The organism is Streptomyces sp. NPDC020996, from assembly GCF_040641355.1.
Taxonomy (GTDB): Bacteria; Actinomycetota; Actinomycetes; order Streptomycetales; family Streptomycetaceae; genus Streptomyces.
In genome coordinates, this window is record NZ_JBFADM010000039.1 from 1 (window position 1) to 12340 (window position 12340).

The window sequence follows — 12340 nt, forward strand, 5'->3', positions numbered from 1 at the left end:
GCCCGGGTCTGTTGGTGTTACCCCCCCGCCTGGGGGCGGGGGGGGGGGGCCGCCCCCAACCCCCCCCCCCCCCCCCCCCGCTCCGCGTGAGGGGGTCCCGATTTCGGTCCCGCACCTCCGGCACGCGAGGATGGGGCCCATGTCTTCGACGAGCGAGTGGATGCGACGCGCCGGCGCCCGGACGGCAGAGCCGTGCCGCCGGACCGGGGAAGGGCCGGCCCGGTGACCGCGCCCCTCTACCAGCTGAAGGCCGAGTTCTTCAAGACGCTCGGCCATCCGGCGCGCATCCGGGTCCTGGAACTGCTCAGCGAGCGCGAGCACGCGGTGGCGGAGATGCTGCCCGAGGTGGGCATCGAGCCCGCGCACCTGTCCCAGCAGCTCGCCGTGTTGCGCCGGGCGAACCTGGTCCGGACCCGCAAGGAGGGTTCGACCGTCTACTACTCGCTGACCAGTCCGGAGGTCGCGGAACTGCTCGGCGTCGCCAGGACCATCCTCTCCGGCGTCCTGGCCGACCAGGCGGAACTCCTCGCCGACCTGCGCTCCACCCAGCCCCCGCAGCGGGGCGGGCAGCCCGGCTGACGCGGGTCAGCCGGAGACCGCGAGCGTGGGCTGTTCCAGGGTCCGGGACACCGGGCGGCGGGGGGACGCCGGGCCCTGCGGGCCGTAGCCCAGGCGGAGCACCATCTGGGCGTGGACCCGGCCGTCCTGCGGCTCCCGTACCAACTCCTCCCGCAGGTCGGGCCACTCCATCGCCTGGTGCATCAGCGAGGCCCGCAGGCCGCGCGCGGTGGCGACCAGCAGGACGCGCTGGAGGGCCTGTCCGGCCCGCAGCCAGTCCGCACGCCGGTCGTGCGCCGTGGACAGCACGGCGAGCGCCGGGTCGGTCTCGTAGGCGCGGGCGGCGAGCGTGGCCGGGTGGAGGTGCGCGCCGAAGTCCCGCATCGGTACCCGGTCCCGGTAGTCCTGCGGTCCCACCGCGGCCGGCGGGACGCCGAGCCCCGAGCCGTCCGGCTCGTGGACCCAGCGGCGGCTCTCGGCGGCCCGGTCGGGGTCGGCCGTGTTGCGCCGCTCGCCCTCCAGCGTCACCCGCAGCAGACGGTCGGTCTCACCCGCGCCGGGGTGGCGCAGCAGCGCCCCCTCGGCGTGGGCGGCCTCGGTGAGCTCGGTCAGCACGGCGGCGGGCAGCGGCCGGCCGGCGAACGGCAGGCGGCTGCTGTGCCGGCGCCACAGGGCCTCGTACAGCCCCGTGGGCGGCGCGAACCGGGCCGGTCCGCCGAGCCGCACCGTGGCCAGCAGGTCCGGTTCGTCGGGCCTGGGCAGCAGCCGGGTCACCGGGGCCCAGCCGTGGTGCGCCACCGCCAGCCGCAGGTTGAACAGGGCGCAGCCGACCGAGACGTGCAGCGCGCGTCCCGACGGGTCGGTGTGGCGCAGGCCGCGTTCGGAGGCCGCCCGGACCTCCAGCGTGAGCATGTCCGGGGCGAACCGGAACCGCCACGGCTGGGTGTTGTGGATCGAGGGAGCGGCCACCGCCGCCGAGACCAGCTCCTCCAGGGTCCTCACGTCGAGAAGAGCGGTGGACATGGTGGTCTCCTCCCCGCCCTCAACCGAAGGGCCGGCGGTCCGTCGATGACGCTGACCACGCTGGCCCCTCACGGGCGGGCGGAGACAGGGGCCGTACGTCCTCCGTGGGCGCCGGACGGCCCCTGCGGCCTCACCGGGTGTGCGGGGGATTCTGCTCCGGCTGGTCCAGCTGGGAGGCGATCACCGCGGCCTGCACCCGCCGCTGCACGCCCAGCTTGGCCAGCAGCCGGGAGATGTGGTTCTTGACGGTCTTCTCCGACAGGTAGAGCTTCTTGCCGATCTCCCGGTTGGTCAGGCCGTCCCCGATCAGCGTGAGGATCTCCCGCTCCCGCGGCGACAGGCTCGCCAGCTCGGGCGAGAGCTCCGGTTCGGCGGCGGGCTCGGTCCGCAGGGAGCGCATCAGGCGGGCGGTCGTCGCCGGGTCGAGCATCGACTGGCCGGAGGCGACCGTGCGCACCGCCGAGACCAGGTCGGAGCCCTTGATCTGCTTCAGTACGTAGCCGGAGGCGCCGGCCATGATGGCGTCCAGCAGCGCGTCCTCGTCGTCGAACGACGTCAGCATCAGCACCGCCAGCTCCGGCATGCGGCTGCGCAGCTCGCGGCAGACGGAGATGCCGTCGCCGTCCGGCAGCCGCACGTCCAGCACGGCCACGTGCGGCCGCACGGCGGGCGCCCGCACAAGGGCGTGCGCGACGTTCTCGGCGTCGCCGACGACGCTGATGTCGGGCTCCGCGTCCAGCAGGTCGGCAAGACCGCGTCGGACGACCTCGTGGTCGTCCAGCAGGAAGACGCGGATCGGATCCTGCGCCGTGAAGGTGCGTGGCTCGGTCATGTCGACCCCTTGTTCCCCGGGTGTGAGACGGACTGCGGGCCGTCTGTTCCGACGATCATCATGCGGTATGCGGCGGGACCGGGGCCACCAGGACCCTGCGACCCCACACGGCCTATGGAACATTCTGCGCAGTCCGTCGCCGCCGCGACAGGATCCCCCTCCCTTCGGGGACCGGGGAGTGAGACCGTTATAGGTGTGCCTGTCCCTTTGTGCCTGTAAAGGGGGTGCGTCCGATGCGGAGAACCGGAGACGGGAACGTCGTGGGGTGGCGCTGGCGGCACAACCCCCTGCGGCGGCGCAGTGACGTGCTGGAGGCGTGGATCCTGCTGGTCACCTGGACGGCGGCGGTGTTCGCGGCGGTCGTGGCCGGTGTCCTCGGCTCCCGGGCGCTGGAGCATCTGGCGGAGCGCGACCGGGCCGCCCGCCGGCCGGTGGCTGCGGTGGTGACCGGCGTCCTGCCCGGCAGCGGCCGGGACGTGTTCACCGGCGTGCGCGGCGACCGGGTGCCGGCGACCGTGCGCTGGACGGACCGCGAGGGGCGGCCGCGCACCGGGACGACGGACGTGCCGCGCGCGGCCCGGCCCGGGACCGGGGTGAGGGCGTGGACGGACGGCCGCGGCCACCTGGTCCCCGCGCCCGTTCCGGCGACCGAGGTGACGACGCGCGCGGTGCTGGCCGGCACGGGCGCCGCTTGCGTGACCGGCGTGACGGTGCTCGCGGGCGGGTACCTGGTGCGCCTGGGCGTGGAGCGGCGCGCCACCGACCGGTGGGGCACCGAGTGGGAGCGCGCCGACCCGCGCTGGGGCCACACCACCGGCTGACCCCCGGACCCACTGCCGGACGTGGGGCCCTGCCGTCAGCCGACGGGCGTCCCCGAGCCCCCGCCGTCGGCGCGGGCGACCTGCGGCTCAGGGTGCCGTGGGAGTACCCCGCGGCCCCGCTGCACCCCACCCGCGGTCAGGCCACGGCGTCCCCGCGGCCCTGCTGGACCTGCCGTGAGGCGGCGGGCGTCTCGCGGCCCTGCTGGACCCGCCGTCAGGCGGCGGGCGGTCCCGTGGATCCGGTGTCGGGCGGGGCACCGATGCCAGGGGCGGGCGTTCCGGATCCGGTGTCGGGCTGCGCTGGGCCCGCCGTGAGGCAGCGGGTGGTCCCCGCGGTCCTGCCGGACCCGCCGTGAGGCAGCAGGTGGTCCCCGCGGCCCTGCCGGACCCGCCGTGAGGCGGCGGGCGTCCCCGTGGATCCGGTGTGTCGGGCGCGGGGACCTGATGCCAGGGGCGGGCGTCCTGGATCCGGTGTCGGGCTGCGGCTGCGGGGGACCTGCCGCGAGGCGGCCAGCGGCTCCCGCGGCCCCGCTGGACCCCCCGTCAGGCGGCGAGTGGCCCCGCCGGCCCTGCCGGAGCCGCCCTCAGGCGGCCGGCGTCCCCCGCCCGTCGAGGTCGAAGCGGACGTCCACGACGCCCTCGACCGCCCGTACCATGCGTGCGGCGACCGGGACCAGGGAGGTGTCGCGGACCCGTCCGCCGAGTGTCACGACGCCCTCGTCGACCTCCACCCGCACCTCCGAGTCCGGAGCCGGGAACAGGTAGGCCACGACCTCCCGGCGCACCTCCCGTGCGATGTCCTCGTCCTCGCGCAGGAACACCTTCAGCAGGTCGGCCCGGCTGACGATGCCCTCGAGGCGGTCGTCCTCGTCGACTACGGCGAGCCGCTTGACGCGCGCCCGCGCCATCTCCCGCGCGGCCTGCGCGAGCGTCGCCTCGCCCCGGACGGTGAGGGCGGGGGAGGTCATCAGCTCGCCGGCCGTCACCGAGCCCGCCTTGGCGAGGTCGGACAGCCTGCGCAGCTGCGTGCGCCGGTCGGGGTCACTGTCGCGGAACTCCTCCTTGGGCAGCAGATCCGCCTCGGAGACCATGCCGACGACCCGGCCGACGCCGTCCACCACGGGCAGCGCGCTCACCTTGTGCTGCTGCAGCGCCCGCACGATGTCCTTGAAGACCGCCGTCCGGTCGACGGAGGCGACGGCGCGGGTCATCACGTCGCTCACGGTGTGCGGGGTCCCGTACACGTCCGCTTCGCGGGTCTCTCGCCCGCCGGGGTCCGGCGCCGTGGTCATCGCATGCCTCCGCTGCCGTACGGGCCGTACAGGTCCAGCAGCCGGGTCCGGGCCGTGCGCAGCCGGTGCGCCACGACCTGGCCCACCCATTCGGCGATGGCCAGCCCGAACACCGGATCCTTGTGGCACAGCTCACGCACGGCCGAGGCGTCGAACTCGTACGCCCGCAACGGGGTCACCGCCTCGGCGCCGAGGTGCCAGACGTGCGGCGGGAACAGCCAGGACCAGCCGACGATGTCGTTGTGTCCGATGGACTCGATGACGGCCGGGCGGCGGCCGGGCACCCGCATGTCGAGGTCGACCGTGCCGGTGCGGACGATCCAGAACTTGTCGGCCCGGCTGCCTTCCTCGAAGAGCCGGGTCCCCTGGGGGTACGACACCTCCCGGGCCAGCTCCATCAGCCGCTGCCGCTGTTCGGCGGGCAGGGCCCGCGGCAGGCTCGTCGTTGCGGGAGCGTTCATGGCGTGCCTCCAGTGCGGCGTACGGAACTGGCCAGTTCCAGCGTGTCGGCGAAGGAGGCGGCGGGCCATGGGCCACCCGGCCCTGCGTCCGGGCCACCCGGCGCGGCGCCGACGGCTCCGGTCCGGCGCGGTGCCACCGGCTCCGTTCCTACGCGGTGCTACCGGCTCCCGCACCACTCGCGGTACGCGGCGACCGCGGTCGGCAGTGTGGGGAAGATCAGGTCCCGGCCCACCGACTCGGCCAGCCCGTACGCCTCCAGGTCGTCCAGCAGATCCTGTTTCACCCGGGCCAGCGCGAAGACGACGCCGCGGCGGGCCAGCTCGCGGCGCAGCGCGTCGACGGCGTCCAGGGCCGTGATGTCCACCTCCACGTTCGCCTCCGTGTTCAGTACGAACCAGCGCACCGGCTCGGTCTGCTCGTCGACGGCGGCCAGCGCCCGGCGGTGGAAGTCCTGCGCGTTGGCGAAGAACAAGGGGGAGTCGTAGCGGTAGATGAGCAGCCCGGGGATCGTGCGGGCCTGCGGGTAGTCGTCCACGTCGTGCATGCCGGCCACCCCCGGCACCAGCCCCTCGACGGCGTCGTGCGGGCGGGCCACCCGGCTGAGCAGCTCCGCCACCGACAGGCCCACGGCCACCAGCACTCCGTACAGGATGTCCAGGGCCAGCACCCCGGCCAGGCAGCCGAACGCCAGCAGCAGCTCGCGGCGGCGGAAGGAGGCCAGCCGGGCGAAGCCCGCCAGGTCGATCAGGCGGACGGCCGCGTACACCACCAGCGCGCCCAGCACCGCCGCCGGCATGCGGGCCATCAGGGGGCTGAGGAACAGCAGGACGCCGAGCACCACCGCGCCCGCCACCAGGGAGTACGCCTGGCTGCGCGCGCCCGCCGAGGACGCGAGCGCGGTCCGGCTGGCGCTGCTGCTCACCGGGAAGCCGTGCAGGCAGCCGGCGCCCAGGTTCGCCGCGCCCAGGGCCAGGAACTCCTGGTCGGCGTCGAGCGGGGGCGCCTCGTCGTCGCGGCCGCTGAACGCCCGCGCGGTCAGCACGAAGTCGGTGTAGCCGACGATGAGGACGCCCAGGGCGGGCAGCACCAGCCGGGGCAGCACGTCCAGCGCGGGCAGCCCGGCCGTGGGCAGCCCCGAGGGCACCTCGCCGATCACCTTGATGCCGAAGCGGTCGTCGAGACCGAACACGCCCACCGCCATGGTGCCCAGCAGCACCGCGAGCAGCGGGCCGGGCAGCGGGCGCGGCAGCCGGTTCACCGCGAACAGGAACGCGATCGCGACGGCCGAGAACAGCACCGTCGCGCCGTGCGCCTGGCCCGCGTTCCGCAGGAACGACCACAGCTGAGCGAAGAAGGCCGAGCCGGTGGTGGGCACGCCCGTCAGCTTGGGCAACTGGTCCACGATCATGATCAGGGCGACGCCCGCGAGATAGCCGATCAGCACCGGCCGGGACAGCAGGTCGGCGACGAAACCCAGCCTCAGCACCCGCGCCGCCAGGCACAGCAGGCCCACCGTGACGGCCAGGGCCGCCGCGAGTGAGGCGTAACGGGACGGGTCGCCGCCCGCGAGCGGACCCACCACGACCGCCGTCATCAGCGCCGTCGTCGACTCGGGGCCCACCGACAGCAGCCGGGAGGACCCCAGCAGCGCGTACAGGCCGAGCCCGGGCAGGATCGCCCACAGCCCCGCCACCGGCGGCAGCCCGGCCACGCCCGAGTACGCCATCACCTGCGGGACGAGATACGCCGCCACCGTGAGCCCCGCCAGCAGGTCGCCGCGCAGCCAGGAGCGGCGGTACGAGCCCAACGCGGCGATCCCGGGTGCCAGCCGGCGCCAGTCACGTATATGCCCGCCCGAGCCGCGCACCCTGGGCCTCCCTCCGCCGGCCTGTCCGGCATCCACCGTGCCACGGCCCACCGCCCGGCCACCTCGGCGGCGCCGGCTTCCGCGACCCGGCGACTGCCGGGAAGGGGCCGTTCAGACCATACGACCCCGCCGCCGACGTGCGCCGTCGGCCCCGCGGTGGACGCCGTCCGCGGGCCGGCACGGCCGTTGGGCCGGTCGGTCCCGGCGGGGGACATGCGGCCCCTGCAGCGCCTGCCGGGAACTGGCCGACGCTGGGAGCAGATCCCGATCAGGAGGCAGAGATGGTCCGTACCGTTGTCGCAGGACTCGACGGCTCGCCCGAAAGCAGGGCCGCCGCGGAATGGGCCGCCCGCGAGGCGAAACTGCGCGGCCTGCCCCTGAGGATCGTCCACGTGTGGGAGCCCGTCCCCGCGCCGATGGCCCAGGCACCCTTCCTCGGCGCCGAGATCCGGCAGCAGTGGACCGACCAGTACCCCGCGGACACCGCCGCCGGCCTGCGGCTGCGCCACCCCGGCGTCGAGGTGACCGTCGAGCAGGCCGACGGCCGGCCCGCCGACGTGCTGCTCGAGGCGGCGAAGGAGGCCGAACTGCTCGTCCTCGGCTCCCGCGGCCTGAGCGGCATCGGCGGTTTCCTGGTCGGCTCCGTCGGACTCGCCGTCGTGGCGCACGCCACCGCGCCCGTGGTCCTGGTCAGGGCCGGGGAGCAGGCCGCCGACGAGCACCAGCCGGACCCGGTGGGCATCCCGTCGGCCGCCACCCGCTACCGTCCCGTGGTGCTCGGCCTCGACCCGGCCGGACCCGACGACACCCTCCTGGAGTTCGCCTTCGAGGCCGCCGCCCGCCGCTCGGCCGTCCTGCGGATCGTCTACGGGTGGAACCTGCCGCCGTACTACACCTACGGCCTGACCGTCGACCCGCAGTTCCACGACGAGGTCGCCCGCCGGCAGGCGGCGGCCCTCGCCGAGGCCGTGCGCCCCTGGCGGCGGAAGTACCCGGACGTCGAGGTCGTCGAGGAGTCCCGGGCCGGCAGCGCCGCCGGCTTCCTGGTCGACGCCGCCGGCGGGGCCGCGCTGCTGGTCGTGGGCCGCCGCGCCCGCCGCACCCCGCTCGGGCCGTTCATCGGCCCCGTCGCGCACGCGGTGCTGCACCACTCCACCGCCCCCGTCGCCGTCGTCCCGCACGACTGACCGACCCTGACCACCAGGAGGAGCGAGCGACATGAACGCCGGCGACGACGTACCGCGCGGCCGGGTCAGGGCCCGCATCGTGTTCGATCTGGAATCAGGACGGTGAGGACGATGGAACTGCCCCTCGTGGTGGGCACGGACGGCTCCGAGCCGAGTCTGCGCGCCGTGGACTGGGCGGCCGACGAGGCCGCGCTGCACGGCGTGCCGCTCAGGGTCGTGTACGCCTCTCTCTGGGAGCGCTACGAAGGCGCCGCGCTCGCCCAGGAGATCCGCAAGCCGTCGGACGAGGTCATGGCCGAGGACATCGTCGAGGGCGCCGTGGACCGGGCGCGCCGCCGCCGGCCGGAGCTGAAGGTGTCCGGCGAGGTGCTGGCCGAGGAGCCCGAGTACACCCTGGTGCGCGAGGGCCGCCACGCCTCCGCCGTGGTGGTCGGCAGCCGCGGCCGCAGCGGCGTCGCCGAGTACCTGCTCGGCTCCGTCAGCCTCACCGTGGCCGCCCACGCCGACTGCCCGGTGATCGTGCTGCGCGGCAGCCAGGACCAGCGGGCCGAGCCGGGCGCCCACGGGCGCGTCCTGGTCGCCGTCGGCGAGGACGGCGCCGACGCCCCGGCCGTGCGCTTCGCCTACGACGAGGCCCGGCGCCGCGGGGTCCCGCTGGAAGCGGTACGGGCCTGGCGGTGCCCCGCGCACGAGACCACCGACCATCCGCTGCTGGCCGGCGAACCCGCCCGGGTGCACGAGGAACGCGCCGCCGAGGCGCTGGAGGCGGCCCTGCGCGACGCCCCGCCGGACCTGGAGGTGCGCCGGCGCACCGTGGAGGGCCACGCCCGCCGGGTGCTGGTGGCCGCCTCGCAGGGCGCCGACCTGCTGGTCGTCGGGGCCAAGCGGCGCCCCGGACACGTCGGACTGCAGCTCGGCCGCGTCACGCACGCCGTGCTGCACCACTCCGCCTGCCCGGTGGCCGTGGTACCGCACCGGGTGTGAGGCCGTGACGGGGCCCGTGAGTGGCTTACAGGCTCGCCGCGTGATCCGGGACGTAGGTCTGCAGATCGCGCGGCGGGCGCTCGTACCCGGTCGACGGCGGCCGCGGCGGCAGCTCCAGCACCGGCGGCGGCACGTCACGGTAGGGCACCGTGCTCAGCAGGTGGGCGATCATGTTCAGCCGGGCCCGGCGCTTGTCGTCGCTCTCCACGACGTACCACGGGGCCTCGCTGATGTCGGTGTGCACCAGCATCTCGTCCTTGGCCCGCGAGTAGGCCTCCCAGCGCGTGATCGACTCCAGGTCCATCGGCGACAGCTTCCAGCGCCGCAGCGGGTCGTCCAGACGGCGCCGGAACCGCTCCTGCTGCACCGCGTCGCTGACCGAGAACCAGTACTTGCGCAGCAGGATCCCGTCCTCCACCAGCATCCGCTCGAAGATGGGGCATTGCCTGAGGAAGAGCTGGTACTCCTCCCTGGTGCAGAAACCCATCACGTGCTCGACGCCGGCCCGGTTGTACCAGGACCGGTCGAACAGCACGATCTCCCCGGCGGCCGGCAGATGCTCGACGTACCGCTGGAAGTACCACTGGGTGCGCTCCCGCTCGGTCGGCTTCGGCAGCGCCGCGATGCGGGCGACTCGCGGATTGAGATGTTCCGCGACACGCTTGATGGTGCCGCCCTTGCCCGCCGCGTCCCGCCCCTCGAAGACGACCACCAGACGAGCGCCCTCGGCCCGCACCCACTCCTGCAGCCTCACCAACTCCGCCTGCAGCCGGAGCAGTTCCTTCTCGTAGGTCTTGCGCGGCAGCGCCGCCGCGTCCTTGCCGGCCATTGCCGCCGCCTCCACCGCTCGATGACCCGTGCCGCTGACACCTGGAGCCACTGATGCCCAAGGTCGAACACCAGGACGCCACCGTACTGACCGACGAGGAAGTACGCACCCTGGACGCCCACTGGCGGGCCGCCAACTACCTGGCCGCCGGGCAGATCTACCTGCTCGCCAACCCGCTGCTGCGCGAGCCGCTGAAGCCGGAGCACATCAAGCCGCGGCTGCTCGGGCACTGGGGCACCTCGCCCGGGCTGAACCTCGTGTACACCCACCTCAACCGGGTCATCAAGGCGCGCGGCCTGGACGCCCTGTGCATCTGGGGCCCCGGCCACGGCGGCCCCTCCGTGGTCGCCAACTCCTGGCTGGAGGGCACCTACAGCGACACCTACCCGGACGTCTCCCGCGACGAGGCGGGCATGGAGCGGCTGTTCCGGCAGTTCTCCTTCCCCGGCGGCGTCCCCAGCCACGTGGCGCCGGAGACGCCCGGCTCGATCCACGAGGGCGGCGAGCTCGGCTACTCGCTCTCCCACGCCTACGGCGCGGCCTTCGACAACCCCGGCCTGGTGGTCGCCTGCGTGATCGGCGACGGCGAGGCGGAGACCGGGCCGCTGGCCGCCTCCTGGCACTCGAACAAGTTCCTCGACCCGGTCCGCGACGGCGCCGTCCTGCCGATCCTGCACCTCAACGGCTACAAGATCGCCAACCCGGCCGTGCCGGCCCGCCTGCCCGAGCCGGAACTCGACGACCTGCTGCGCGGCTACGGCCACGCGCCCCTCCACGTCACCGGCGACGACCCGGCCGCCGTCCACCGGGCGATGGCCGGCGCCCTCGACGAGGCGCTCGACCGCATCGCCCTGCTGCAGCGCACGGCCCGGGAGGAGGGCGTCACCGAACGGCCCCGCTGGCCCGTGATCGTGCTGCGCACGCCGAAGGGCTGGACCGGCCCCGCCGAGGTCGACGGCCGGCCGGTGGAGGGCACCTGGCGGGCCCACCAGGTGCCGCTGGCCGGCGTCCGGGAGAACCCGGGGCACCTGCGGCAGTTGGAGAGCTGGCTGCGCTCCTACCGCCCGGCGGAACTGTTCGACGCCTACGGCCGGCCAGTCGCCGACGTCCTCGCCTGCGTCCCCGGCGGCGACCGGCGCCTGGGCGCCACCCCGCACGCCAACGGCGGTCTGCTGCTGCGCGAGCTGCCCGCCGTACCCCTGGAGCGGCACGCGGTGGAGGTCGACAAGCCGGGCACCACCCTGCACGAACCGACCCGTGTCCTCGGCGGCCTCCTCGAAGAGGTCATGAAACAGACCGCGGCCCGCCGCGACTTCCGGCTCGTCGGCCCCGACGAGACCGCCTCCAACCGGCTGCAGGCCGTCTTCGGTGCCAGCGGCAAGGCCTGGCAGGCGCGGATCCTCCCCGTCGACGAGCACCTCGACCGGCACGGGCGGGTCCTGGAGATCCTGTCCGAACACACCTGCCAGGGCTGGCTGGAGGGCTACCTCCTCACCGGCCGGCACGGCCTGTTCTCCTGCTACGAGGCGTTCGTGCACATCGTCGACTCGATGGTCAACCAGCACATCAAATGGCTGCGCACATCCCGGCGGCTGCCCTGGCGCGCCCCCATCGCCTCCCTCAACTACCTGCTCACCTCCCACGTGTGGCGGCAGGACCACAACGGCTTCTCCCACCAGGACCCCGGCTTCGTCGACCACGTCCTCAACAAGAGCCCCGAGGTCGTGCGCGTCTACCTCCCGCCGGACGCCAACACCCTGCTGTCGGTGGCCGACCACGCGCTGCACAGCCGCGACCACGTGAACGTGATCGTGGCCGGCAAGCAGCCCTGCTTCGACTGGCTGTCCATCGACCAGGCCCGCGTCCACTGCGCCCGCGGCGCCGGCATCTGGGAGTGGGCGGGCACGGAGAACGGCGGCGAGCCGGACGCCGTCCTCGCCTGCGCCGGCGACGTGCCCACCCAGGAGGTGCTGGCCGCCGCGCAGCTGCTGCGCCGGCACCTGCCCGGCCTCGCCGTCCGCGTGGTCAACGTCGTCGACATGGCCCGCCTCATGCCCCGCGAGGAGCACCCGCACGGCATGAGCGACTTCGAGTACGACGGCCTGTTCACCACGGACAAGCCGGTGATCTTCGCCTACCACGGCTACCCGTGGCTGATCCACCGGCTCGCCTACCGGCGCACCGGACACCGCAACCTGCACGTGCGCGGCTACAAGGAGGCCGGCACCACGACCACCCCGTTCGACATGGTGGTCCGCAACGACCTCGACCGCTACCGGCTGGTCATGGACGTCATCGACCGGGTGCCCGGCCTCGCCGTCCGCGCCGCCGCCGTACGCCAGCGGATGGCCGACGTCCGCACCCGCCACCACGCCTGGATCCGCGAACACGGCACCGACCTGCCGGAGGTCGCGGAGTGGACCTTCGACGCCTGAGATCAGGTCCCTACCGGGGGCCGACCGGCCCCCGATCCGTGCCCCGACAG

The 12340-nt window shown here is 74.5% G+C and carries 11 protein-coding genes; 5 read left to right on the top strand and 6 right to left on the bottom strand.

The annotated features are described in order from the left end of the window. Positions 1-222: 222 nt before the first annotated feature. On the top strand, positions 223-579 hold the full coding sequence (locus AB0G63_RS24620) for a metalloregulator ArsR/SmtB family transcription factor (protein ID WP_360753966.1): 357 nt from the start codon (positions 223-225) through the stop codon (positions 577-579). Positions 580-585: 6 nt separating this feature from the next. Here the strand turns inward: AB0G63_RS24620 and AB0G63_RS24625 are convergent, their stop codons facing one another. Both AB0G63_RS24625 and AB0G63_RS24630 read right to left on the bottom strand, forming a co-directional pair. Further along, a complete protein-coding gene (locus AB0G63_RS24625) occupies positions 586-1581 on the bottom strand; it encodes a nitroreductase family protein (protein ID WP_360753967.1) in 996 nt (331 codons plus the stop codon). A gap of 130 nt (positions 1582-1711) precedes the next feature. Further along, positions 1712-2413 carry a response regulator transcription factor gene (locus AB0G63_RS24630; protein ID WP_324787725.1) on the bottom strand — a complete coding sequence of 234 codons (702 nt, stop codon included), beginning with the start codon at positions 2411-2413 and terminating at the stop codon, positions 1712-1714. Between the two features lie 233 nt (positions 2414-2646). On the opposite strand from AB0G63_RS24630, the gene AB0G63_RS24635 reads away from it, so the two are divergent. Then, the gene (locus AB0G63_RS24635; RefSeq protein WP_360753970.1) at positions 2647-3234 is read left to right on the top strand and encodes a hypothetical protein; all 588 of its coding nucleotides are present in this window, start codon (positions 2647-2649) and stop codon (positions 3232-3234) included. 584 nt (positions 3235-3818) lie between these two features. Here the strand turns inward: AB0G63_RS24635 and AB0G63_RS24640 are convergent. The 3 genes from AB0G63_RS24640 to sulP form a co-directional block, all read right to left on the bottom strand. After that, positions 3819-4478, bottom strand: a complete 660-nt coding sequence (locus tag AB0G63_RS24640) for a CBS domain-containing protein (protein ID WP_360754118.1) — start codon at positions 4476-4478, stop codon at positions 3819-3821. Between the two features lie 44 nt (positions 4479-4522). Next, on the bottom strand, positions 4523-4987 hold the full coding sequence (locus AB0G63_RS24645) for a cyclic nucleotide-binding domain-containing protein (protein WP_324787722.1): 465 nt from the start codon (positions 4985-4987) through the stop codon (positions 4523-4525). Between the two features lie 158 nt (positions 4988-5145). Further along, complete coding sequence (sulP, locus tag AB0G63_RS24650) at positions 5146-6834, bottom strand: sulfate permease (protein WP_360754121.1); 1689 nt, start codon at positions 6832-6834, stop codon at positions 5146-5148. Between the two features lie 302 nt (positions 6835-7136). Here sulP and AB0G63_RS24655 point away from each other — a divergent pair, with 302 nt between their 5' ends. Together AB0G63_RS24655 and AB0G63_RS24660 are read left to right on the top strand one after the other, a co-directional pair. Next, positions 7137-8042: a universal stress protein gene (locus AB0G63_RS24655; protein WP_360753972.1), complete on the top strand. Its 906-nt coding sequence runs from the start codon at positions 7137-7139 to the stop codon at positions 8040-8042. A 111-nt stretch (positions 8043-8153) separates the two neighbouring features. Beyond that, entirely contained in the window at positions 8154-9026 is an 873-nt protein-coding gene (locus tag AB0G63_RS24660; RefSeq protein ID WP_360753975.1) for a universal stress protein, read from the top strand. Between the two features lie 25 nt (positions 9027-9051). Here the strand turns inward: AB0G63_RS24660 and ppk2 are convergent, their stop codons facing one another. Beyond that, on the bottom strand, positions 9052-9855 hold the full coding sequence (gene ppk2, locus AB0G63_RS24665) for a polyphosphate kinase 2 (RefSeq protein ID WP_360753976.1): 804 nt from the start codon (positions 9853-9855) through the stop codon (positions 9052-9054). A gap of 53 nt (positions 9856-9908) precedes the next feature. Between ppk2 and AB0G63_RS24670 the strand changes: the two genes are divergently transcribed. Further along, positions 9909-12290, top strand: a complete 2382-nt coding sequence (locus AB0G63_RS24670; protein WP_360753977.1) for a phosphoketolase family protein — start codon at positions 9909-9911, stop codon at positions 12288-12290. The last annotated feature ends 50 nt before the right edge of the window (positions 12291-12340 follow it).